This is a genomic window from Stenotrophomonas sp. GD03819 (assembly GCF_029841665.1).
Classification (GTDB): Bacteria; Pseudomonadota; Gammaproteobacteria; order Xanthomonadales; family Xanthomonadaceae; genus Stenotrophomonas; species Stenotrophomonas geniculata.
The window spans coordinates 24,706-46,170 of the sequence record NZ_JAOCEW010000006.1 but is presented as its reverse complement, the minus strand read 5'-3'; the positions used below and the strand labels follow the sequence as shown (position 1 = coordinate 46,170).

The following is a 21,465-nucleotide window of genomic DNA, read 5'->3' as shown; positions in this document are numbered from 1 at the left end:
TCGTCGTTTCCATGCCGCTTCCTGCTCCTGCGCGTGCACCGCTGTCGTCCATCACCCTCGATGCGGCAACCTTCGCAGTGATTCACCAGCACAACGCGGACATCGCCAGGCAACCGGCCTCGCTGACCAAGCTGATGACCGCCTACGCGGCTTACGAGTGTGTCGAGGAGCGCGGGCGCTCGTGGGAGGACGAAGTCACCATCGCCGCCGACGACGTGCATGCGGTCGCCGACGATGAAACGCGCATGGGCCTGGTGCCCGGCGAAACGGTCACGCTCGCGCGCCTGCTGGAAGGCTTGATGATCGTCTCCGGCAATGACGCGGCGCTGGCGGTCGCGCGCCACCTGGACGGATCGCAGCCTGCGTTCCTGGAGCGCATGAACCGGCACGCGCGCCAGCTCGGCCTGCGCAGCACTTGGTTCGCCAGCGTCTCCGGCATCACCACGCCGCATCATGCGTCCAGCGCGCGCGACATGGCGGTGCTGGCCGCGTGCCTGTTGAACGATCATCCGCAGATCCTGGCGGTCACCGCGCAGCGCGCGTTCGCGCACGGCAGCTTCAGCCGCAACAACCAGAACGCCCTGCTTGGCGATGACGGCGTGGATGGCTTGAAGACCGGCTACACCCAGGCCGCAGGCTTCTGCCTGGCCGCCACCGCATGCCGGGTGGTACACGGGCGGGACGAGCCGGTACGCCTGATCACCGTGGTATTGGGCTCTGAGAGCCGCGACGCGCGCGACGCATGGGTGCGCGATCAGCTGGCGGCAGGATTCGCCACGCTGGCCGGCAGTACCGCCGGGGCCTGACCTTCGAAGCGGCTCAGCGACGCTTGACCGTCGCCACGATCAGCCGCTGCAGCTCGGCCTCGGCGTCGGTCTTGTCCAGCGCGCCCGCGGCCACACCCTCGGACAGGGTTTCAGCCGCACCCAGGATCGCCCAGCGTCCCGCCAGCGGCACCGAGCCGTCGCTGGCGAACGGGCCCAGCCAGGCGTCGCAGTTGTCGATGAAGTCCTGCTGGTAACGCCGCCGCACCTCGTGCAGTTCCGGCGCACCCACCAGCGCGGCGAGGATGCCCTGCACTTCACTGCCCTGGCTGAGGATGCAGTCGATGTAGCCGGAGGCGATGGCTGCCGCACGGTCGGCCAGCTGCGCCCGGGCGCGGCCGATACGCTCGTGGAAGACCACCGTCTGCCGCCCGTCATAGTCATCGTAGAGCGCGGCCAGCAGGCCGTTGCGGGTCACGAAGTGATCGTACGCCACCGGCTTGGTCACGCCCGCCGCCTCGGCCAGCCGTCCCAGCGTCAACGCGTCGGTGCCCTCTTCGCCAACCAGCGCCCAGGCCACGTCCAGCAACTGGCGGGCGCGTTGCTCGCGGGTCAATCGGCGGCGCGTGGGAGCGGCGTTGGCAGGCATCGGCGGAACACGGTGATCAACTCATCGGAGTACCGATTTTACGGCCGATTTCCATGGCGGTCTGCAGATGCGCCTGCGCGGCACCGCTGTCGGCGTCGAGCAGCAGTTCGGACGACAGCACGCGCGCGCCACAGTAGTCGAAGATGCCCATGTCGATCTGGGTCTTCATCGCCGTGCCATAGCCGCGCCGTTCGATCATTTCCGCGCCCGCACCGCCAACGCCGACCAGATGCACGCGCAGGCGCTGCAGCTTCTTCTGCACCTTGCCATCGGCACCGTCCTGGTACGCCCAGCCCTGGGTGAACACGCGATCGATCCATCCCTTCAGCAAGGCAGGGAACGACCACCAGTACAGCGGGTAGACCAGCACCAGCGTATCGATGGCGTCCAGCCGCGCATGCTCGGCCGCCACATCGGGCGGAACCGGGCCGGTCCCGCGGAACAGAGCCTGGTCATCGCGGTTGAAGCGCGGATCGAAGCCTTCGGCGACCAGGTCGGCGTGGGTTACGGTGTTGCCGGCGCCGATGGCCCGGATGGCGTCGCCTATGCGCTGGGCGATGGCATGGGTGAGCGATCCGGTTTCCGGGTGGGTGGTGACGATGAGACTGTGCATGGGTAAATCTCCAGGAATCATTACCTACCAATAGTAAGTAATGATTTCAGGATCACCAGCGCCACCGATGGGACGCTGTTTTTGCGTTCACCGTATAGTGCGCCGCATCCCGTGGAGGTCCCCGACGATGCACCGACGCCTGCTTGCTCCCCTGCTGTTCCTGCTGCTGGCCACGATGGCGCCGACGGCCGTAGCCGGCGAGCTCACCCCATCCGAATCGGCCGCCCTGCGCCAGGACGTGCAGGGGATGCTGGCCGCGTTCGCCCGCGGCGATGCCGAGCTGATCATCGCCCGCACGCATCCCAGCCTGAAACGCCTGGCCGGCGGTGATGAGGTATACGCCCGATCAACCCGCGACACGGTCAAGGCGCTGCACGAGGCCGGCGTCACCATCATCAGCGACGAAGCTGGGGTACCGACCCGTACCTATGCCGCCGGCGACGAGGAGGTCTGCTTCGTCCCGCGCTACTCGTTGCTGCGCGTACGTGAATCCCCGATCCGCAGCACCTCGTTCATGGTCGCCGTGCGCCGCGTCGGCGCCGCGCAATGGAGCTATCTGGATGGCGCGGGGTTGCTCGACAACCCTGAGCTGCTCTGGCAACTGCTGCCAGCGCTGGAGCCTGGCGTGACGCTGCCCAGGGGTGGAGTGGAAACGCTGTAGCGCGATTGCTGGGCGTCGGTACGCTCCGGCGCATCCATCTACGCATGGCATGGATCTACCGGCTGTCCGTTAGCGGAACAACGCGTTCAACGCGGCCCCGGAAGCCGCCTGCTGCAGCCCATCGAAACGCCCCTCCTGCACGATCGGCTGTGTGGCCTGTATCAGCCCACCCCATGCCGCACGCGCAAGCGCACCGCCCAGGCTGACCCGGCGAACACCAAGTGCTGCGATGTCCTGCAGGTTCAGCGGTGTCGGTCCACCAACCAGCAGGCTCACCGGTTTTGACCCTGCAGTGGCAACCACCGCGCTGATCTGCTCGCGCGTGCTGATGCCAGGCGCATACAGCACATCGGCACCGGCCTCGGCATAGGCCCGCAGGCGCTGCAGGGTGTCCTGCAGATCCGGCACGCCGACGAAGAAATTCTCCGCACGCCCGACCAGCAGCACGTCACCGCCTGCGCGGTCGATGGCTGCACGGGCAGCGCGCAGGCGCTCGACCGCCTGGTCGATCGAACGCAGCGGTGCATCGGTGACGCCGCTGGCATCCTCGATCGACAACGCCGCGATGCCGGTGTCGATCGCTGCAGCCACCGCCTCCTCCACCGCCTGCGGCGTCGCGCCGAAGCCATCACCGAAGTCGGCATTCAACGGCAACGGGGTCGCCGCCGCCATCAGGCGCAGATGCGCCAGCGTGGCCGGCAACGAAACCGCGCCATCCGGCCGCCCTTCGCTCCAGGCGCAGCCGGCACTGGTGGTGGCCAACGCCAGGAAGCCTTGCCGCTGCAGGTAGCGCGCACTGCCCACGTCCCACGGGTTGGGCAGCACGAAGCACCCCTGCGCGTGCAGTTGGCGGAAAGACGCGCGCTTGTGCTGTGTGTCGGCATCGGGCGAGGTCATGGCAGGGCTCCGGGGCGGCAGACCTGCACCCTAGCCCGCCGTGCGGTCGCGCTCAATGGCATCGAAGCCGGCCATGCATGAAGTGATGCCCCCTGCTTATTGGACGCCACCGGCAGCCCTGCCCGAGCGTACGTGGTTGTCCACACCAGTGCCGCCACGGAGCCCTTCATGCAGCCTGACCCGCAGCCCCTCATCGACGCCGGCGATGATGACGCCCACTGGGCCGACCTGCTCTCGCCGGCACGGCGCCGCCTGATCGCTTCGGCGGGTCTGGCCGCCGGTGGCCTGGCCAGTGCGTCGACCGGCACCGCAGCACCGCGCGGCAACGACGCGGTGAATACCACCGAGCCTGGCCGCCCCGGCTTCCGTGTCATCGTGCCGCCAGCGCCGGAAGGGCGCAGCCCCTGGGGCCAGGCCACAGCCAGCGAACCGACCCTGCGCCCGGCCAGCGTGCGTCCCGGCGAAGCCACCCTGCCCGCGACCCCACGCGCCTACACCGACATCAAGAGCTATCACGCGCATATCTACTTCGACGAGGACAGCTTCGAGAAGGCTGCGCTGCTGCGACGCTGGGCGGCCGAGCGCTTCCCGGTGGAGCTGGGCAACTGGAACCTGGAGCCACGCGGACCACACGTCACCCCGTCGTTCTATTTCGGCTTCACCAACGACCTGCTGCCGGTGCTGGTGCCCTGGCTGCAGCTCAACAGCCTGGGCCTGACCATCCTGATCCACCCCAATACCGGTGATGGCCGTGCCGACCACCTGTATTACGCCTTGTGGGTGAACCGCGCGCAGCCGGTGAACGCCTACAACTGGCCGGCACCGAAGCCGGGGGAACGGGAGCCGCTGGAGGAGGTGTTCCCGAACGTGGTACCGACGGTGCCGCTGGAGACCTGACCCGCCTTTCCGGTGGGTGCGTAGCTTGCTGCGCATCTTGGGACGCCCTTCGGTGGGTGCGTAGCTTGCTGCGCACCTTGAGCCCCCCTCCGGTGGGTGCGTAGCTTGCTGCGCACCGAACTTCCTTCTTCCACGCGTGGCGCGGCTCCCCCGGCAAGGCTCTTGCCGCCATCGTCGCCCTACGTGCACGCATCCCCCGCCCGCACGGCGTTCAGCGCGCCTTGATCCGCCGCCCCGCGTAGGGCCGCAAGCGCTTCGGCAGGTTTCAAACAAACGATTGAAACGCAGCAAACTTCGCCGAACTGGACAGCATCCGCCGGTTCCGCCAGACTGCCGCCCTTTCCCGTCTTCCGGATCCCATGGCGAAGCTGCTGGTCCTGCACGGCCCCAACCTCAACCTGCTCGGCACCCGCGAGCCGGAGGTCTACGGCCACACCACGCTGGCCGACATCGACCAGGCGCTGGCGGCCCAGGCCTCGGCCGCCGGGCACGCGATGGAGAGCCTGCAGTCCAATGCCGAGCACGTACTGGTGGACCGCGTGCAGGCCGCGCGCGACGACGGAACCGCTTTCATCCTGATCAACCCCGCCGCCTTCACCCATACCTCGGTGGCCCTGCGCGATGCGCTGGCGGCGGTGGCGGTGCCGTTCATCGAGATCCACCTGTCCAATCCGCATACCCGCGAACCGTTCCGCCAGCACAGCTACTTCAGTGACAAGGCCGTGGGCGTGGTCTGCGGCTTCGGCGCCGACAGCTACCGCTACGCGATGGACGCGGCGCTGCTGCGCGTGCAGGCGGCCCGCGCGTGAACGTGCTGCCGCGCGTGCTTGCCGGCGTTCTGGCGTGGGCCGGTCTCTGCGGTGCGGCCACGGCGTTCGACCGCAAGGACGAAGGCATCGACTGCGCACGTCCGACCACCACGATGGAGAGCGACCTGTGCGCCTCGGACGTGGCCGCAGCCGCTGATGTCGAACTCAATGCGGTGTATGCACAAGCCCGGCGCCAGCTGCGCACACCCGCCAACGGTGGCGGCTGCAGCTATTGCGGCGATGCCGAGCAGCAGCTGGTCCTGGCCCAGCGTGCCTGGATGCAGCTGCGCGACCACGACTGCAACGCCGTCTATGCCCTCAATTCCGATGGCACGGCGCGCAACGGCGCACAGATGCGCTGCCTGATCACCCTCGCGCGCGACCGCACACGGCAGCTGCGCGAGTTCTACGAACTGCTTTGACCCGAGCGCGATGCGCTTCCCACCACACTGACATCAAGAGCAAAGAGGCCACCATGGATCTCCGCAAAATCAAGAAGCTGATCGACCTGCTGGAAGAGTCGAACCTGGCTGAAATCGAAATCAAGGAAGGCGAAGAGTCGGTGCGCCTGTCGCGCGCCCCGGTGGCCGGCTATGCCGCCCCGGTCGCCGCCCCGGTGTATGCCGCTCCGGCTGCTCCGGCGCCGCAGGCGATGCCGATGCAGTCGCCGACCGAAGCTTCCACCGGCGGCACCGCCAAGCCGGGCCCGGCACTGCCGGAAGGCCACGTGCTGCGCTCGCCGATGGTCGGCACCTTCTACGCCTCGTCCGCTCCGGACAAGCCGGCCTTCGTCAGCGTGGGCCAGCAGGTCAAGGAAGGCGAGACCCTGGCCATCATCGAAGCGATGAAGATGTTCAACCCGATCGAAGCCGACAAGTCCGGCACCATCGTCGCCATCCTCGGCGAGAACGGCCAGCCGGTGGAATTCGACCAGCCGCTGTTCGTGATCGGCTGAGGGGCACGCCATGCTCGACAAAGTCGTCATCGCCAACCGAGGGGAAATCGCGCTGCGCATCCTGCGCGCGTGCCACACCCTCGGCATCCGCACGGTGGCCGTGCACTCCACGGTCGACCGCAACCTCAAGCACGTGGCCATGGCCGACGAGTCGGTCTGCATCGGCCCGGCGCCGTCGCCGCAGAGCTACCTCAACATCCCGGCACTGATCGCCGCAGCGGAAGTCACCGACGCCCAGGCCATCCACCCGGGCTACGGCTTCCTGTCGGAGAACGCCGACTTCGCCGAGCGGGTGGAAGAGTCCGGCTTCATCTTCATCGGCCCCAAGGCCGACACCATCCGCATGATGGGTGACAAGGTCGAAGCCATCCGCGCGATGAAGTCTGCCGGCGTGCCGTGCGTGCCCGGCTCGGGCGGCCCGCTGGGCGAGGACATCGTCGCCAACACCAAGATCGCCCGTGAGATCGGCTACCCGGTCATCATCAAGGCAGCCGGTGGCGGCGGTGGCCGCGGCATGCGCGTGGTGCACGCCGAAGCCTCGCTGAAGACCTCGATCGAAACCACCAAGAGCGAGGCCAAGGCCGCGTTCGGCAATGGCGAGGTCTACATGGAGAAGTTCCTGGAGAATCCGCGCCACGTGGAGATCCAGGTGCTGGCCGACGGCCAGGGCAACGCCATCCACCTGGGTGAGCGCGACTGCTCGATGCAGCGCCGCCACCAGAAGGTGGTGGAAGAAGCGCCGGCCCCGGGCATCACCGCCGAGCAGCGCGAGCAGATCGGCAAGGTGTGCGTGGAAGCCTGCATCCGCATTGGTTATCGCGGCGCCGGCACTTTCGAGTTCCTGTACGAGGACGGCCGCTTCTACTTCATCGAAATGAACACCCGCATCCAGGTGGAACATCCGGTCACCGAAATGGTCACCGGCATCGACCTGGTGGCCGAGCAGCTGAAGATCGCCGCCGGCCAGAAGCTGTCGATCAAGCAGAGTGACGTGGTGCTGACCGGCCATGCCATCGAATGCCGCATCAACGCCGAAGATGCAGAAACGTTCGTGCCGAGCCCGGGCACCATCACCGGCTTCCATCCGCCGGGCGGCCCCGGCGTGCGCGTGGACACCCACATCTACAGTGGCTACCGCGTGCCGTCGAACTACGACTCGATGATCGGCAAGCTGATCGTGCACGGCCCGGACCGCGAAACCGCCATTGCCCGCATGCGCGTGGCACTGAGCGAAATGGTGGTCGATGGCATCAAGACCAACGTCGCCCTGCAGCAGCGGATCATGCGCGACAAGGGCTTCCAGGCCGGTGGCCAGAACATCCACTACCTGGAAAAGCGTTTGGCCGAACGCAAGAACAAGCCGATCGCGCTGACCTGATCGGTGCCCGGTGCTGGACATGAAAAGGGCGGGGATATTCCCGCCCTTTTCTGTTGCTGCAGGGCCGAGTCCCTGCCCGGCTTGCCAGAAGCCCGGCCGAGCGTGGGCTCGGCTCTACAGCAGGCGCATCAGCGCTTGTCGGCCGCTTCGGCCGGAATCTGCGAGTTCGCCAGCGGACGCACGCCATTGGGCGAGGTCGGGTCGACGATCACCATGGTCTCGGTCGAACCATCCGGCCACACCACCTGGAAGGTGCTGCCCGCCGGCAGCGACGCGAACGGCATGCCGCTCTGCGCGCGATAGACCGCGGCCACCTGGCTGGCACCGGCACGGCGCACGTCTTCCTGCGCCTTCACCGTGGTCAGTTCCACCTTCGACAGATGCCGGTAGCGATCTTCATAGGTATCGATCATCAACAGGCCAACCGCGCCGGCCGAGTAGGCCACGAACAGGGCCACCCAGAACCAGAACTTGGCCCCGTGCAGGAATCGGCGGTAGTTCATTGCTCGTTCCTCTTTCCAACCAATCGCTTGATCCATTCCTTCATCTTCCCAGCGCCCTGCCGCGATACCGCAGCGTCATACACGAAATCCCGGAAATCCTGCGTACCATCCTGCGAACAGATCCCTCCGTTCGCACAAAAACTGTTGACCAGCACACTGTCTGCCCCACACGGTAGACCGAGTTCGCAGGCCGCAAGCCGCCAAGCGAGTTCACTGAGCTGCTCGCCCGCCACCAGGCCGTTGAGCGCACGGTCACCCGAGGCGCGCACGCCCATGCCCGGTGCGATCGCCATGAAGGCCTCCGGGTCGCGCGAGGTGCGCACCCGTTCAACCAGGTCACGGCGGTACTCGGGGCTGTCCTGCAGCGGCTCTCCCTCGGCGAACAACGCAGCCTCTGCAGCCAGATTGCCTTGTGCGGCCGCCTTGCGACGTTCGGACAGCACCAGGGCCGTGCCCAGCTTGTCGCCCGGCACGAAACCACCACAACGCTGCGCGACGCGTTCGCGCGCCTGCACCATCGCCGGCGCGGCGGTCAGGCCCAGCCCGGCCAGCACGTTGTTGTCCAGGCGGTAGCCACCCGGATCGACCGCGTACTGCGCGCAATAGTCATAGACACGGCTGAGCATCCAGCGCGCCTCGTGGTTGCCTTCGTCCGCCTGCACACGCAACCGCTGTGCATAGGCATACAGGTCGGTGGCGTCTTCGATATCGGCGCGGAGATCCAGGGGCAGCCCGGACGGCAATGCATTGCCACGCTCGAAGGGTGCCAGGCGGCGCGCGAGCGCCTCCGGCATCACCGGCAGCGGCGCCGCACTGTCAGTGGCTGCCACCCCACCTGCCAGATCCGCCGACGCCAGCGAAGAGGTCGCGGCATGGCCGCTGGCCCGATAACCGGCCACGCCCAGCACGGCCACGGCCGGCAGTACGAGCAACCAGGTTTTCAGGGTCGGAGCGAAGGCCATCGGCGGCGGTGAGCGATGCGGCGGACAGGAAAGCACGAAGTTTAGCAAGGCCCGACGGGCCTGTCTGAACGGGCTTCGTTCATCTCGGAGCGGCATCTCAGGCGATACGGAGACGCCCCGATGGTCTAGCATGGCCCCCTTTCCCGCGATTGCCCCCACCGCCATGCCGTTTCTGGAACTGACCCTGCGTTGCACCGAAGCTACCCAGCCCCGCTATGAGAATGCGCTGGAGGACGTCGGCGCACTGGCCGTCACGCTGCTTGATGCCGAGGCCGATACCAGCAACGAACAGGCCATCCTCGAGCCGGGCGTGGGCGAGACCCCGCTGTGGGACACGCTGGTGCTGAGCGCGCTGTTCCCCGCCGACAGCAACGCGCTGTTGCTGCTGGCCGCACTGGAATCCTTCGATCCGGAACTGGACTGGAGCAGCGGCAGCTTCCGCGCGGTCGAGGATGAAGACTGGGAACGCGCCTGGATCGACCAGTTCCAGCCGATGGACTTCGGCAGCCGTACCTGGATCGTGCCGTGGAACCATGAACTGCCCGATGCCGCACAGGCCGCCGATGCCGCCGTGGTGCGGCTGGACCCGGGCCTGGCGTTCGGTTCGGGCACCCACCCGACCACCGCACTGTGCCTGCGCTGGCTGGACCAGTTGGCAGGCGATGGCCTGCTGCAGGGCCAGCGCGTGCTCGACTTCGGTTGCGGCTCGGGCATCCTCGCACTGGCCGCGCTGAAGCTGGGCGCCGCTGAAGCCATCGGCGTGGACAACGATCCGCAGGCCCTGGTCGCCACCGCCGACAATGCCGAACGCAACGGCGAACAGGCCCGCATGCACGTGTACCTGCCGCAGGACGAACCGGTCGCGACCTATCCGATCGTGGTCGCCAACATCCTCGCCTCGGCGCTGGATGCGCTGGCCGAACTGCTGGCCGCGCGCGTCGCTGCCGGTGGCCGCATCGCCCTGTCCGGCATCCTGCATGGCCAGGAAGGTGAACTGCTGCAGCGCTATGCGGCCTGGTTCGACGATCTGCAGGCCACCCAGGATGGCGACTGGATGCGCATCACCGGCGTGCGCCGCGCCTGATCGTGGTTGAATGACCGCTGGATCCGAGCCCGCGCCCTGAGCATGTCCGAGCCGAACCCACCGCGCCGTCCCCTGGCCACCTTCCTGCGCACCGCGCCGGAAGGTGAGCCCGCGCCTGCGACCGATGCGCGCATGCAGGACGAAGCCGGGCACACAGCGCCTGTGGAGCAGATTCCCGTCGAGCCCATCGACCTGGCAGGCCCACCGGCGACAGAAAGGCGACACGACGATGACGTTGTCATCGTTGATGAAGCAGCGGCCATCGAACCGGCGCCGCTCGCGGTGCAGGCAGCAGCGGCCGCCAGTGATGCCCCCAGCTTCCTGGGCAGCACGCGCGCACGCACGCTGCCAGCACCCCGCTGGCACTGGCTGCTGGTCGCCGGGCTGGCATTGCTGCTGGTACTGCAGAGCGTGCTGGCCGACCGCGCGCGGTTGGCCGCCGACGCCGGCAACCGCGCGTGGCTGGGCACGCTGTGCGGCGTCCTGCACTGCAGCCTGCCGGCCTGGCACGAACCCACGGCGTTCACCATGACCAGCCGCGAGATCCGGCCGCTGCCCGGGCAGGCCGGTGTGCTGCAGGTGCAGGCCAGCATCCGCAACGACGCACGTTGGGCACAAGCGTGGCCAGACCTGCGCCTGTCACTGTCCGATGCCGATGGCCGGGTGATCGGCAGCGGCGTGTTCACGCCCGCGCAGTACCTGGGTGAGAACCCCGGCGCAGCCCTGCTGGAACCGGGCCAGAGCGCACGCGTCGCGTTCCGGGTACAGGAGCCCGCCGCATCCACCGTCGCATTCACCTTCGACTTCCTCTGACCGGGAGAGGCGACCAGCCGTGGCAGGCCGGGCACGCTCGCGCTAGACTGGCCGCCACCACCTCGTCCGGCCGCGCGCTCCGCGCGCACGGGCCAACCGAATCGGGAACCCCCTTGAACGCTGTCCTTTCTCGTCCTGACAACAGTCGTGGCGCTCCCCGGCCACCGCTGCGTGAACACGTCGCCCAGTCCGTGCGCCGCTACCTGCGTGACCTTGATGGCTGCGATGCGGACGATGTCTACGAGATCGTGCTGCGCGAGATGGAGATCCCGCTGTTCGTGGAAGTGCTCAACCACTGCGAAGGCAACCAGAGCCGCGCCGCGGCGATGCTGGGCATCCACCGTGCCACCCTGCGCAAGAAGCTGAAGGAATACGGCATCAGCGCCTGAGCGCACCGATGTGTAGAGTCGAGCCATGCTCGACTGCTCCTGCGCCGGGCAACACGTGAAAGGCAGTCGAGCATGGCTCGACGCTACAGAAGCGGGGCAATGCCGTTCCAGTAGAGCCACGCCATGCGTGGGTGGACGCCCGGCGGAATCAGCCACCCCCGCCCGCCTTCCAGTAATACCGCACCACGTGGAAGAACACCGGCGCGGCGAAGCACACCGAATCCAGCCGGTCGAGCATGCCACCATGGCCCTCGATCATGTGGCCCCAGTCCTTGATGCCACGATCACGCTTGATCGCCGACATCACCAGGCCGCCCCAGAACCCCATCAGGTTGATCAGCAGCGACAGGCCGAACGCCTGCAGCGGCGTGAACGGGGTGATCCACCACAGCGCCGCACCCAGCGCGCTGGCACTCAGCACGCCGCCCACGAAGCCCTCCACCGTCTTCGACGGCGACAGCTTCGGCGCGATCAGGTGCTTGCCCAGCAGCTTGCCCCAGATGTACTGCAGCACGTCCGAGGACTGCACCACGATCACCAGGAAGGCGAACAGCAACACGTTGCGCGACGGATCATGGCCGGGCACGTGCAGGTTCAGCAGCAGCGGCACATGCGAGATGCAGAACACGCAGATCATCAGCCCCCACTGGACCTTCGCGGTCCGCTCCAGGTAGTGCGTGGTATCACCACCGATGGTCGACAGGATCGGCAGGAACAGGAACGCATAGACCGGAATCAGCAGCGTGTACATGCCGTACCAGTCGATCCACACCAGGTAGTACTGCCACGGCAGGACGATGTAGAACGCGGCCAGCAGCGCGTAGTAGTCGCCCGAGCGGGTCGGCGCCAGGGTGATGAACTCGCGCAACGCGAACAGCGAGATGATCGCGAACAGCACGATCACCCCGGCACGTCCGAAGAACAGCGCCAGCCCGACCACGATCGCCATCACCCACCAGGCGCGGATGCGTGACACCAGGTTGGCGATGACTGCACTGGGCTGGCCGCGCTGGCGCCAGCGCAGGGTCTCGGCCACCAGCGTGGCCAGCACCAGCACCGCGCCGACACCAGCAAACAGCAGGCCAGTCTGCTGGCCGACACTCTGCGTTGCCAGATCGCCAGATACATCCAACACGAAACTCATGCACGACCTCCATTCGGCGCCAGGTCCAGCAGCGCCTGCCGGCTGCGGGCCAGGAAGGCGGCCTTGTCCTCGTCGGCCTGCAGTCGCAGCGGCGTACCGAAGGTAGCCGTGCACAACAAGGGCAGCGGCAGGAAGCGGCCCTTGGGCATCACCCGCTTCAGGTTGTCGATCCACACCGGCACGAACTCCAGTTCCGGCCGCTGCCGCGCCAGATGGTAGATGCCGCTCTTGAACGGCAGCAGCGGCTCGTCGCCGACATTGCGCGTGCCTTCCGGGAACAGGATCAGCGAACAGCCTTCATCGACCGCTTCGCGCAGCACCTGCAACGGGTCCTGCTGGCGATGCCCGGCCTCGCGCTCGACCAGCACGCCGTTGAACACCGCGTCGATCAGGTAGCGGCGCAGGCCGTCGCGCTGCCAGTACTCCGCCGCCGCCACCGGACGCACCTGGCGGCGCAGGGCCAGTGGCATCGACGACCAGATCAGCACGAAGTCACCGTGGCTGGCGTGGTTGCCGTAGTAGACGCGGTGCTCGCTGGACGGCGCGCAGCCGATCCACAGCGCGCGCGCGCCGGTCACCACATGGATCGCGCCACTGCAGGCGCGGGCAATCAGTTCGGCGAACATCCATCCCTCCCGTTCACGTCTGCGGCCACAGCACCGCCAGCAGCACCAGCACCAGCTGCACCGCCGTCAGCAGGTACTGACGCAGCAGCAGGCGGCGCATGCCGGCCCATCGCAGATCCCATCCCCGCGACGGTTCCGCTCCCGGTGTGCGGCGCAGGCCACTGTCATGCAGCAGCCGGTCGATGCGTTGCGCCGCGGCCTCATCATTCAAGCCTTCATCGCGCAGCAGCTGCAGCAGGCTGGCATCGAGTGCCACCCGCCACGCGTGATAGGCCTGGGCGACGCCTGCCACCACGCTGAGCAGCATCAGTCCGGCGGCAAGCATCGCCAGCCCGGGCTCGATGCCGAGCAGCAGCAACGCCACCAGCAGCAGCCCCAGCGACAGGCCTGCCGGCCAACGCCCCTGCCGCAGCAGCAGCTGCATGGTCGGAATATCAGGCGTGGTGCTCATGCAGGGTCTCCGGCGGCAACGGTGATCGCACGCAGGTGCGCCTTGCCCAGCACGATGCCCGGACGCGCGGCACGCACGATCGCCACCGCCGCATCGGCACCCGCCGCACGACCGCTGCGCAGCAGCCAGGTCGCCACGCTGGCCGCACTGCGCGAGTAACCCAGCGCGCAGCACACCAGCACCGGCCCGTGCGTGCGAAGGCGCTCGATGGCCTCCGCTGCCTCGCGCAGCTGCTCCGGTTCTGGCACCACCAGGTCCAGCATCGGCACACCGGCGTACGCCGCACCCGGCGCGCAGCAGGACAGCTCGGCACAGGCATCGACCACGCCCACCAAAGGTGTCGGCAATGCCGTGCAGGGAATCCGGCCCAGCCACACGCCGTCCAGCACCGGCAACGGCTGCGGCACGCGTCGCGTCCACAACCGCGAATTGATCCAGGCCGCGCCCAGGTACGGCGCCAGCAGCCAGCGTGCCGCCATGGTCAGGCGACCATCGGCACGCTTCTGGAACACCGCCGTACCCAGCCCGGCATAGGCCAGCGCCACCAGCAGCAACGACACCCCCGGCCACAGCAGCCACAACGCCGCGCCACGCAGAAGCACCACCGGCACCAGCAATACGGCGGCCGCCAGCAGGTACAGCGCGGCCAATCGCCAACGTTTGGCATCACCCGCAGTACGCCAGGCGCGCAGCGGCGGCGTGCCCTGCTCCGGCCACAGCCATACGCACAGCCAGCCGGCCAGCAGCCCGGTCGGGATGTCGATGAAATGGTGCTGGAACGTGGTCAGCACCGAGACACCGATCAGCAGTGCCCACACATGCAGCACCCAACGCCACACGCCGTGCAGGTACTGCGCGAACTTCACCCACAGCACGATCAGCAGCACGATGTGCAGCGATGGCGCCTGGTTGAACGGCTTGTCGAAGCCCAGCAGCACATCGAACAGCCAACCGAACACGCCGCCAATCTCCGGCCGCTCGAAACTGAAGCGCAGCGGCCACAGCAGGAAGCAAGTGACCGCGATCAGCTGTGCACTGAACAGCCGCAGCGCATGCCGGTCCAGTTCCAGACGTTGCCGGCACAGGAAGAAGGAGACCGCGTAGAACAGGTCGATCGACCAGTACGGCACGATCGTCCACGGCACGAAGGGAATGCGCGTCTCCCAGGCGAACGCCATCACCGGCAGTTCGGGATGGCGACCAGCCATCCAGTTGGCGAAGCCGTAGCTGGCGAAGAAGAACGGACCCAGCAGAGCCAGCCACAGCAGGGCGCGCCGCCAAGGGCGCCCTTCCGCGGCCAGTGGGGTTGCGGCCAGCGTCGCCATCACGCGGTCCGGCGCGCCAGCGACACGGTGAAGATGCCGAAGTCATCGATGCGCTGCGCCACCTTCTCGAACCCGGCCAGGCGCACCAGCTCATCCATCTCCTGCTGGGTACGGCGGCGCATCACCCACGCGGCGCCGCCTCGATGGCTGGTCAGCGCGCGGGCGATGAATTCCAGCTGCGGGTGCCAGGGCTGGCCGGTGTAGGCCAGGTAGCCGCCCACCGGTACGGTTGCGGCGATGCCCTGCAGCGAGCGCAGCACGGCGTCGTTGTCGGGGAATAGTTCGTACAGGCCCGATACCACCGCCAGCGTAGGCGCCGGGTCCACCGCCGCCAGTTGCGCCGGATCGAACGCATCGCCCTGCTCGAAGTGGGCGATGTCGGCTGCACCGAGGCGCTCGATCAAGGCCTGGCCCTGGGTCACGTTCAGATCGCTGAAATCACGCAGCACGATGCGGTCGGCGCGCTGTTCGCCCTGGCCCAGCGCTTCCAGCACATAGCGGCCATGGCCGGCGGCCACGTCCAGCACGCGCACCGGCGTGCCCCGCCCGCGCAGTCGCTGCGCAGCATCGCGCAGCAGTTCCTGCAGGTGCTGGCCGCGCACACGGATGCCGCGCCAGCCGATTGCATCCAGATAGTTGCGGTCGACCATGCGGCCCAGCGGGCCCTTGCCACGCGCTTGGTCGCGATAGATGTAGTCCAGCGTGCTGCCGGAATCGAAACCGGTCTGCAGGCCCAGCGCGATGCCTTCGGACAACGTGCCACCGAAACGCAGGCCGCCACGCACCACGCGCCAGCGCAGGTCGGCCAGGCTGTTGCGTTCCGGTGGCCAGGCCAGGATCTCCGATTCCTCGAAGGTCGGACCATGCCGGTGTGCGTCACGACGCGACAACTCGCGCAGCGGTTCGGCGAAGCGCGCCTGGATGAAACTGCGGATGCGCGCCAGTGCCGACGCCCGATCGCGCTCGCCCAACGTGTCGTGGAAGAAGCCCGGCAGGTGCACGCGCTCCTTGATCGGGCTGGACAGGCGCTCGTAGAAGCGGTCCTGCGGGCCACGATGCACGACGAAGTCCGAGCCGGACACCAGCAGCTGCACCGGCACGCTGATCGCCTGCGCATCGGCGACGATGCGGTCGGCCGCTTCGTACAGGCCCAGCAGCACGCGCACCGAGATCGGGCGGGTGATCAGCGGATCGGTACGATAGCTTTCCACCCGTGCCGGGTCGTGGGTCAGCCACTGCGGCTTGACGTAGCTGTTGACGAAGAAATTGCCGCGCAGCTTCTGCATCAGCGCCAACCCAGCGCGTGCGAACGGCACGTACAGCTTCACCTTGAAGGCGGGCGAAGCCATCACCAGCGCACGCAGGCGCGGCGCGTAATCGTGCACCCAGGTCGCGGCGACCACCGCCCCCACGCTCTGCGCGATCACCACGATGTCTTCCACCGCGATACCGTGCTCGGCGCCGATGTGGGCAATGAAGCTGTCCAGGTCACGCACCAGCGCCGGGAAGCCCGGTGCATCGCCACGTGCGCCCGGCGAACGGCCATTGCCGCGCGCATCCCAGGCGAAGAAGGCGGTGTCGGGCAGGTCCAGCTCATCGACCAGGTGGGTGACCCGGCCGGAGTGCTCGTGGCCGCGGTGCAGCAGCACGATGGCCTTGGTGGCCGGGGTTGCGGTGGTGCCCGCCCAGTACCGGTAGAACAGCGGTACCTGGTCGAAGCTGTGGAATTCCCGTTCCTGCGCCTGACGCATGCAATCTCCTGATTGTCTTTTTGTATCTGCTTGATTAATTCGGCGAAACCGCCGCTTCCCGCAGTCCGCGACGGACGCGGTTGATCATCGTCAGCACGCACAACACTGCCATGGCTGCAGCCACGCCGCTGACCGTCAGTGCACCGCCCCAGCCGAAGGCCAGCAGCAAGCCCAGCGCACCGATCACGAAGGCGCGGTCGCTCTTGCCCATCGGGCCGTCATAGCGGCGGCTGGCACCGACCATCAGCCCCAGCACGCCGGCGTACTCGCTCAGCGCCGCCGTCCAGGCCAGCAGCCACAGCGCCTCCGGGCGCACGCCGGGTACGCTGAGCAGGCTCAGGTACAGCGCCGCATCGGCGATCACATCGCACAATTCGTTCAGATAGGCGCCCAGCCGCGATTGCTGGCCGAATTCGCGCGCCAGCATGCCGTCCACCGCGTTGAGCGCCATGCGCAGCAGCATCCACAACGGCAGCAGCAGATACAGCAGAGGCTGGGCAGGCGCGCAGCACCACACGGCCGCGGCCACCAGCAGCGAGACCACGGCAGCGGCCACGGTCACCGTATTGGCAGTGATCCCCATGCGGAACAGACCGCGTACGGCTGGACGCAACAGGTCCTGGAAACGTCCCTTCAATGCATAGATCGACATGATCCGTACCCGCTGATCCTTGGCAGTGCGGGCACAGCCTACCCCATCGTTGGCAGATTCCGACAACCCGGCTCTGGTCCGCAGACCAGACTCCGGATCGGGCCGGATCGGTGTGCCCGACCCGGCCTTAAGCCGATTGCCACGGCAAATTACCCCTTCCAGCGCCCGCCACGGGCCCCCACCGCCTACAATATCGGCCCCGCTCCGCTGCCGATTCTGTCCCATGACTGCTGATCTGTTGCCCGTCCGCCGGGCCCTCCTCTCCGTTTCCGACAAGACCGGTCTGGTCGAGCTGGCCACTGCGCTGGCGGCACGCGGCGTGGAGCTGCTGTCCACCGGCGGCACCGCCAAGGCGATCCGCGATGCGGGCCTGGCCGTGAAGGACGTGGCCGAGGTCACCGGTTTCCCGGAAATGATGGACGGCCGCGTCAAGACCCTGCACCCGATGGTGCACGGTGGCCTGCTGGGCCGTTCGGGCCTGGATGATGCGGTGATGGCCGAGCATGGCATCGGTGCCATCGACCTGCTGGTGCTGAACCTGTACCCGTTCGAGTCGGTCACCGCCAAGGCCAACTGCACCCTGGCCGACGCGGTCGAGAACATCGACATCGGCGGCCCGGCCATGCTGCGCTCGGCGGCCAAGAACTTCGCCCGCGTGGCGGTGGCCACCGATCCGTCGCAGTACGCCGAACTGCTGGCCTCGCTGGCGGCCAACGACGGCCAGCTGTCGGCCGCCACCCGCTTCGCGTTCTCGGTGGCCGCGTTCAACCGCGTCGCCCAGTACGACGCGGCGATCAGCAACTACCTGTCGGCGGTCACCGCCACCGACGCCGCCGTGCCGGCCCGTGCCGAGTACCCGGCGCAGATGAACTCCACCTTCGTCAAGGTGATGGACCTGCGCTACGGCGAGAACCCGCACCAGAGCGGCGCGTTCTACCGAGACCTGTACCCGGTGCCGGGCACCCTGGCCACGTTCCAGCAGCTGCAGGGCAAGGAACTGAGCTACAACAACCTGGCCGATGCCGATGCGGCGTGGGAGTGCGTGCGCCAGTTCGACGCGCCGGCCTGCGTCATCGTCAAGCACGCCAACCCGTGCGGCGTGGCCGTCGGTGCCGGCAACGGCGATGCCTACGAGCTGGCCTACGCCACCGACCCGACCAGCGCCTTCGGCGGCATCATCGCCTTCAACAAGCCGCTGGACGCTGCCACCGCCAAGGTCATCCTGGACCGCCAGTTCGTGGAAGTGCTGATCGCCCCGGATTACGAGCCGGCCGCGCTGGAATACGCGCAGAAGAAGGCCAACGTGCGCGTGCTGCGCATCCCGCACGGCGACGGCCTGAACAACTTCGACAGCAAGCGCGTCGGCTCGGGCCTCCTGCTGCAGTCCTCGGACAACCGCGGCATGACCCGCGACGAACTGAAGGTGGTCAGCAAGCTGGCGCCGACCGACAAGCAGTTCATCGACCTGCTGTTCGCCTGGAAGGTGGCCAAGTTCGTGAAGTCCAACGCGATTGTGTACGCCAAGGACAACCGCACGATTGGCGTGGGCGCCGGGCAGATGAGCCGCGTGTACTCCGCGCGTATCGCCGGCATCAAGGCGGCCGATGCGAACCTGGTAGTCGAGGGTTCGGTGATGGCCTCCGACGCGTTCTTCCCGTTCCGCGACGGCATCGATGCCGCTGCTGCCGCCGGCATCAAGGCGGTCATCCAGCCGGGCGGTTCGATGCGCGATGCCGAAGTGATCGCCGCCGCCGACGAACACGGCCTGGCCATGGTGTTCACCGGCGTGCGCCACTTCCGCCACTGATCCTGGAGCGACACGGATGTCCGCAGTTTCGATGAAACCGCTGGCCGTGCTCGCCCTCACGGGCGCGGCCGTGCTGGCCGGGTGCAAGCCTGCTGCCGAGCCCAGCATGGCGCCGAAGGTGGATGCGCCTGCGGTGGCACCCACCGCGCCAGAACAGCATGTCAGCCGCACCGCGCGGCTGCAGGCCTTCCTGGTCCAGCGCTACGGCAAGAACGCCAGGCTCTCCGGGCAATGGCACGGCAGCTGGAACGACGACGGCGAAACCCGCCCGATGGACTGGCACGTCTGCGCCGAGCAACCGGTGGTGAGTGGCGACAGCTGGCAGCAGTTGCTGGCGGTCTGCGGCGCACTGTCCGAGGGCGCGCACATCGACGCAGGAACGATCGACTTCTTCGTGCTGCGCCCGAAGGGCGATGGCTTCGAGGTGACCAGCGAACTGACCGGCGAGCGCTTCGGCAGCGGCGGCCAGCCCGGCACCGTCAGCGTCATCCGCGCCGGCAGCGACTTCTATGGCTTCCGGGTCGAGGACGGCTGGTTCGGGCAGGGCTTCTCGCTGCTCTCGCAGTCGCTGATCCTACCAGGCCCCAAGGGCCTGGTTGCCAGTGGCAGCGTGCGCAGCCATATCGACAATGACGCCCAGTACGAGTGCGACAACCTGGGGGCCAGCAGCGACCCGGACACCGTCGAGGACTGCCGCACCCGCCGTTTCAGCATCGATTTCGCACTGCGTTTCGACGACAGCGATCGCAGCGCGCGCGTCTGGCCGCTGCTGATCGAGGAAACCGGCACCACCTGCGGCGGCAAGCAGGTCCGGCAGCAGCACCGCTTTACCCTGGACCCGAAGACCTGGGCCTATTCCTTCCCCGAATCGCTGCGACGCGAAGGCTGCGAGTGAAGCACCTGCGCCGCCGGGGACATCGACTTTCCCCTCCCACGCAATCTGGAATCTCGTGATGAACGTACTTGTCATCGGCTCTGGCGGCCGCGAACACGCCCTGGCATGGAAGCTGGCCCAGTCCTCCCGTGTCACCGAAGTGATCGTGGCGCCCGGCAACGCCGGCACCGCCAGCGAAGACAAGTGCCGCAACGTGGCGGTGAAAGTGACCGACATCGACGGCCTGCTGGCGCTGGCCCAGGCTGAAGGCGTGGCGCTGACCGTGGTCGGCCCGGAGGTACCGCTGGTGGCCGGCGTGGTCGACCGCTTCCGTGCCGCCGGCCTGCGCATCTTCGGGCCGACCGCCGCCGCCGCGCAGCTGGAAGGCAGCAAGGCCTACGCCAAGGATTTCCTGGCCCGCCACAACATCCCCACCGCGTTCTACGCCGTGCACACCGACGTGGACGCCGCCCTGTCCTACATCCGCGAGAAGGGCGCACCGATCGTGGTCAAGGCCGATGGCCTGGCCGCCGGCAAGGGCGTGATCGTGGCAATGACCCTGGCCGAAGCCGAGGACGCGGTGCGTGACATGCTGTCGGGCAACGCCTTCGGCGACGCCGGTGCGCGCGTGGTGATCGAAGAGTTCCTCGACGGCGAGGAAGCCAGCTTCATTTCGATGGTGGACGGTGTGCATGCACTGCCGATGGCCACCTCGCAGGACCACAAGCGCGTCGGCGACGGCGACACCGGCCCGAATACCGGCGGCATGGGCGCGTATTCGCCGGCGCCGGTGGTAACCCCGGAGGTGCACGCCCGCGTGATGCGCGAGGTGGTGAACCCGACCGTGCAGGGCATGATCGCCGACGGTATCCCGTTCACCGGTTTCCTCTACGCCGGCCTGATGATCGACGCCAGCGGCGCACCGAAGGTGATCGAGTTCAACGTGCGCTTCGGCGACCCGGAAACCCAGCCGGTGATGCTGCGCCTGCAGTCGGATCTGGTCGAACTGGTGGAAGCCGCCATCGACGGTCGTCTGGACCAGATCGACGCACAGTGGGATCCGCGGCCGTCGCTGGGCGTGGTGCTGGCGGCGAAGCCGTACCCGGAAGCGCCGATCACCGGCGACGTGATTTCCGGCCTGGACGACGTGCCGGCCAGTGCCAAGGTGTTCCATGCCGGTACGGCATTGGATGCACAGGGCCAGGTGCTCAGTGCCGGCGGCCGCGTGCTGTGCGTGGCTGCACTGGGTGACAGCGTGCGCGACGCGCAGGCGAACGCCTATGCCGGCGTGGCCAAGGTGACCTGGGCCAACGAATTCCACCGCAACGACATCGGTTGGCGCGCGATCGCACGCGAGGGGTGAGACCTGGTAGATCCACTACACAGCTTCCTGCATGGAACCAGATCACGGATTCTGGGAGTCTTCACCGTCCTCGGCATGGAAGCCGGGACGGTGCGCTT

Annotated in this window: 24 protein-coding genes; 13 read left to right on the top strand and 11 right to left on the bottom strand. The window is 67.7% G+C overall.

Annotation, left to right across the window (positions count from 1 at the left end; genetic code table 11):
- Positions 1–11 precede the first annotated feature (11 nt).
- Positions 12–806, top strand: a complete 795-nt coding sequence (locus N5D45_RS05220) for a D-alanyl-D-alanine carboxypeptidase family protein (protein ID WP_053443589.1) — start codon at positions 12–14, stop codon at positions 804–806.
- Positions 807–819: 13 nt separating this feature from the next.
- Here N5D45_RS05220 and N5D45_RS05215 read toward each other — a convergent pair whose 3' ends face one another.
- Both N5D45_RS05215 and N5D45_RS05210 read right to left on the bottom strand, forming a co-directional pair.
- Positions 820–1,413, bottom strand: coding sequence for a TetR/AcrR family transcriptional regulator (locus N5D45_RS05215; protein ID WP_029379726.1), 594 nt, complete (start codon positions 1,411–1,413; stop codon positions 820–822).
- Positions 1,414–1,429: 16 nt separating this feature from the next.
- Positions 1,430–2,026, bottom strand: coding sequence for an NAD(P)H-dependent oxidoreductase (locus tag N5D45_RS05210; RefSeq protein ID WP_057502407.1), 597 nt, complete (start codon positions 2,024–2,026; stop codon positions 1,430–1,432).
- 127 nt (positions 2,027–2,153) lie between these two features.
- Between N5D45_RS05210 and N5D45_RS05205 the strand changes: the two genes are divergently transcribed.
- Entirely contained in the window at positions 2,154–2,687 is a 534-nt protein-coding gene (locus N5D45_RS05205; protein WP_010481085.1) for a hypothetical protein, read from the top strand.
- Positions 2,688–2,756: 69 nt separating this feature from the next.
- Here the strand turns inward: N5D45_RS05205 and N5D45_RS05200 are convergent, their stop codons facing one another.
- Complete coding sequence (locus N5D45_RS05200; protein WP_279938525.1) at positions 2,757–3,584, bottom strand: isocitrate lyase/phosphoenolpyruvate mutase family protein; 828 nt, start codon at positions 3,582–3,584, stop codon at positions 2,757–2,759.
- A gap of 168 nt (positions 3,585–3,752) precedes the next feature.
- Between N5D45_RS05200 and N5D45_RS05195 the strand changes: the two genes are divergently transcribed.
- The 5 genes from N5D45_RS05195 to accC all read left to right on the top strand — a co-directional run bounded on the left by N5D45_RS05195 (position 3,753) and on the right by accC (position 7,623).
- Positions 3,753–4,481, top strand: a complete 729-nt coding sequence (locus N5D45_RS05195) for a DOPA 4,5-dioxygenase family protein (RefSeq protein ID WP_049452973.1) — start codon at positions 3,753–3,755, stop codon at positions 4,479–4,481.
- 359 nt (positions 4,482–4,840) lie between these two features.
- Entirely contained in the window at positions 4,841–5,290 is a 450-nt protein-coding gene (gene aroQ / locus N5D45_RS05190) for a type II 3-dehydroquinate dehydratase (protein ID WP_010481082.1), read from the top strand.
- A complete protein-coding gene (locus tag N5D45_RS05185) occupies positions 5,287–5,712 on the top strand; it encodes a lysozyme inhibitor LprI family protein (RefSeq protein ID WP_049452977.1) in 426 nt (141 codons plus the stop codon). Before aroQ ends, N5D45_RS05185 begins: the two co-directional genes overlap by 4 nt.
- 53 nt (positions 5,713–5,765) lie before the next feature.
- Complete coding sequence (gene accB / locus N5D45_RS05180; protein ID WP_032129560.1) at positions 5,766–6,245, top strand: acetyl-CoA carboxylase biotin carboxyl carrier protein; 480 nt, start codon at positions 5,766–5,768, stop codon at positions 6,243–6,245.
- 10 nt (positions 6,246–6,255) lie between these two features.
- A complete protein-coding gene (gene accC / locus N5D45_RS05175) occupies positions 6,256–7,623 on the top strand; it encodes an acetyl-CoA carboxylase biotin carboxylase subunit (RefSeq protein WP_010481079.1) in 1,368 nt (455 codons plus the stop codon).
- A 128-nt stretch (positions 7,624–7,751) separates the two neighbouring features.
- On the opposite strand, the gene N5D45_RS05170 is transcribed toward accC, so the two are convergent.
- Both N5D45_RS05170 and N5D45_RS05165 read right to left on the bottom strand, forming a co-directional pair.
- On the bottom strand, positions 7,752–8,126 hold the full coding sequence (locus N5D45_RS05170; RefSeq protein WP_010481078.1) for a hypothetical protein: 375 nt from the start codon (positions 8,124–8,126) through the stop codon (positions 7,752–7,754).
- Positions 8,123–9,088, bottom strand: a complete 966-nt coding sequence (locus N5D45_RS05165; protein WP_010481077.1) for a hypothetical protein — start codon at positions 9,086–9,088, stop codon at positions 8,123–8,125. The genes N5D45_RS05170 and N5D45_RS05165 overlap by 4 nt, the downstream gene beginning before the upstream one ends.
- Positions 9,089–9,251: 163 nt before the next feature.
- Between N5D45_RS05165 and prmA the strand changes: the two genes are divergently transcribed.
- The 3 genes from prmA to fis all read left to right on the top strand — a co-directional run bounded on the left by prmA (position 9,252) and on the right by fis (position 11,374).
- Positions 9,252–10,172 (top strand): 50S ribosomal protein L11 methyltransferase, encoded by a 921-nt coding sequence (gene prmA / locus N5D45_RS05160; RefSeq protein WP_049452982.1) that lies wholly within the window; start codon positions 9,252–9,254, stop codon positions 10,170–10,172.
- 42 nt (positions 10,173–10,214) lie between these two features.
- Positions 10,215–10,985, top strand: a complete 771-nt coding sequence (locus tag N5D45_RS05155) for a DUF3426 domain-containing protein (RefSeq protein WP_019338964.1) — start codon at positions 10,215–10,217, stop codon at positions 10,983–10,985.
- 113 nt (positions 10,986–11,098) lie between these two features.
- Positions 11,099–11,374, top strand: a complete 276-nt coding sequence (gene fis / locus N5D45_RS05150; RefSeq protein WP_005419706.1) for a DNA-binding transcriptional regulator Fis — start codon at positions 11,099–11,101, stop codon at positions 11,372–11,374.
- Positions 11,375–11,522: 148 nt separating this feature from the next.
- Here fis and N5D45_RS05145 read toward each other — a convergent pair whose 3' ends face one another.
- Genes N5D45_RS05145 through N5D45_RS05120 form a run of 6 tightly spaced genes read right to left on the bottom strand, consistent with a single transcriptional unit; the run spans position 11,523 to position 17,323 of the window.
- Positions 11,523–12,518, bottom strand: a complete 996-nt coding sequence (locus N5D45_RS05145) for a phosphatidate cytidylyltransferase (protein WP_010481069.1) — start codon at positions 12,516–12,518, stop codon at positions 11,523–11,525.
- On the bottom strand, positions 12,515–13,144 hold the full coding sequence (locus N5D45_RS05140; protein ID WP_010481067.1) for a lysophospholipid acyltransferase family protein: 630 nt from the start codon (positions 13,142–13,144) through the stop codon (positions 12,515–12,517). Before N5D45_RS05140 ends, N5D45_RS05145 begins: the two co-directional genes overlap by 4 nt.
- Positions 13,145–13,157: 13 nt before the next feature.
- A complete protein-coding gene (locus N5D45_RS05135) occupies positions 13,158–13,595 on the bottom strand; it encodes a hypothetical protein (RefSeq protein WP_057502409.1) in 438 nt (145 codons plus the stop codon).
- Entirely contained in the window at positions 13,592–14,920 is a 1,329-nt protein-coding gene (locus N5D45_RS05130) for a phosphatase PAP2/dual specificity phosphatase family protein (RefSeq protein WP_057502410.1), read from the bottom strand. Before N5D45_RS05130 ends, N5D45_RS05135 begins: the two co-directional genes overlap by 4 nt.
- Positions 14,920–16,671, bottom strand: a complete 1,752-nt coding sequence (locus N5D45_RS05125; protein ID WP_057502411.1) for a bifunctional alpha/beta hydrolase/class I SAM-dependent methyltransferase — start codon at positions 16,669–16,671, stop codon at positions 14,920–14,922. Before N5D45_RS05125 ends, N5D45_RS05130 begins: the two co-directional genes overlap by 1 nt.
- A gap of 34 nt (positions 16,672–16,705) precedes the next feature.
- Positions 16,706–17,323, bottom strand: coding sequence for a CDP-alcohol phosphatidyltransferase family protein (locus N5D45_RS05120; protein WP_010481057.1), 618 nt, complete (start codon positions 17,321–17,323; stop codon positions 16,706–16,708).
- A 223-nt stretch (positions 17,324–17,546) separates the two neighbouring features.
- On the opposite strand from N5D45_RS05120, the gene purH reads away from it, so the two are divergent.
- From purH to purD, 3 genes are read left to right on the top strand one after another with little or no spacing between them, the layout of a single operon-like run.
- Positions 17,547–19,130, top strand: coding sequence for a bifunctional phosphoribosylaminoimidazolecarboxamide formyltransferase/IMP cyclohydrolase (gene purH / locus N5D45_RS05115; protein WP_057502412.1), 1,584 nt, complete (start codon positions 17,547–17,549; stop codon positions 19,128–19,130).
- A 16-nt stretch (positions 19,131–19,146) separates the two neighbouring features.
- Entirely contained in the window at positions 19,147–20,025 is an 879-nt protein-coding gene (locus N5D45_RS05110) for a hypothetical protein (RefSeq protein ID WP_057502413.1), read from the top strand.
- Positions 20,026–20,083: 58 nt separating this feature from the next.
- A complete protein-coding gene (gene purD / locus N5D45_RS05105; protein ID WP_057502414.1) occupies positions 20,084–21,367 on the top strand; it encodes a phosphoribosylamine--glycine ligase in 1,284 nt (427 codons plus the stop codon).
- The last annotated feature ends 98 nt before the right edge of the window (positions 21,368–21,465 follow it).

Excerpts from the sequence above, each read along its gene's own strand:
- purH (WP_057502412.1), top strand. The coding sequence starts at position 17,547 with ATGACTGCTGATCTGTTGCCCGTCCGCCGGGCCCTCCTCTCCGTTTCC.
- N5D45_RS05195 (WP_049452973.1), top strand. The coding sequence starts at position 3,753 with ATGCAGCCTGACCCGCAGCCCCTCATCGACGCCGGCGATGATGACGCC.
- N5D45_RS05140 (WP_010481067.1), bottom strand. The coding sequence starts at position 13,144 with ATGTTCGCCGAACTGATTGCCCGCGCCTGCAGTGGCGCGATCCATGTG.
- N5D45_RS05110 (WP_057502413.1), top strand. The coding sequence starts at position 19,147 with ATGTCCGCAGTTTCGATGAAACCGCTGGCCGTGCTCGCCCTCACGGGC.
- N5D45_RS05205 (WP_010481085.1), top strand. The coding sequence starts at position 2,154 with ATGCACCGACGCCTGCTTGCTCCCCTGCTGTTCCTGCTGCTGGCCACG.
- N5D45_RS05135 (WP_057502409.1), bottom strand. The coding sequence starts at position 13,595 with ATGAGCACCACGCCTGATATTCCGACCATGCAGCTGCTGCTGCGGCAG.
- N5D45_RS05155 (WP_019338964.1), top strand. The coding sequence starts at position 10,215 with ATGTCCGAGCCGAACCCACCGCGCCGTCCCCTGGCCACCTTCCTGCGC.
- aroQ (WP_010481082.1), top strand. The coding sequence starts at position 4,841 with ATGGCGAAGCTGCTGGTCCTGCACGGCCCCAACCTCAACCTGCTCGGC.
- accC (WP_010481079.1), top strand. The coding sequence starts at position 6,256 with ATGCTCGACAAAGTCGTCATCGCCAACCGAGGGGAAATCGCGCTGCGC.
- purD (WP_057502414.1), top strand. The coding sequence starts at position 20,084 with ATGAACGTACTTGTCATCGGCTCTGGCGGCCGCGAACACGCCCTGGCA.
- N5D45_RS05130 (WP_057502410.1), bottom strand. The coding sequence starts at position 14,920 with ATGGCGACGCTGGCCGCAACCCCACTGGCCGCGGAAGGGCGCCCTTGG.
- N5D45_RS05215 (WP_029379726.1), bottom strand. The coding sequence starts at position 1,413 with ATGCCTGCCAACGCCGCTCCCACGCGCCGCCGATTGACCCGCGAGCAA.
- N5D45_RS05120 (WP_010481057.1), bottom strand. The coding sequence starts at position 17,323 with ATGTCGATCTATGCATTGAAGGGACGTTTCCAGGACCTGTTGCGTCCA.
- N5D45_RS05200 (WP_279938525.1), bottom strand. The coding sequence starts at position 3,584 with ATGACCTCGCCCGATGCCGACACACAGCACAAGCGCGCGTCTTTCCGC.
- N5D45_RS05170 (WP_010481078.1), bottom strand. The coding sequence starts at position 8,126 with ATGAACTACCGCCGATTCCTGCACGGGGCCAAGTTCTGGTTCTGGGTG.
- N5D45_RS05210 (WP_057502407.1), bottom strand. The coding sequence starts at position 2,026 with ATGCACAGTCTCATCGTCACCACCCACCCGGAAACCGGATCGCTCACC.
- prmA (WP_049452982.1), top strand. The coding sequence starts at position 9,252 with ATGCCGTTTCTGGAACTGACCCTGCGTTGCACCGAAGCTACCCAGCCC.
- N5D45_RS05220 (WP_053443589.1), top strand. The coding sequence starts at position 12 with ATGCCGCTTCCTGCTCCTGCGCGTGCACCGCTGTCGTCCATCACCCTC.
- N5D45_RS05165 (WP_010481077.1), bottom strand. The coding sequence starts at position 9,088 with ATGGCCTTCGCTCCGACCCTGAAAACCTGGTTGCTCGTACTGCCGGCC.
- accB (WP_032129560.1), top strand. The coding sequence starts at position 5,766 with ATGGATCTCCGCAAAATCAAGAAGCTGATCGACCTGCTGGAAGAGTCG.
- N5D45_RS05145 (WP_010481069.1), bottom strand. The coding sequence starts at position 12,518 with ATGAGTTTCGTGTTGGATGTATCTGGCGATCTGGCAACGCAGAGTGTC.
- N5D45_RS05125 (WP_057502411.1), bottom strand. The coding sequence starts at position 16,671 with ATGCGTCAGGCGCAGGAACGGGAATTCCACAGCTTCGACCAGGTACCG.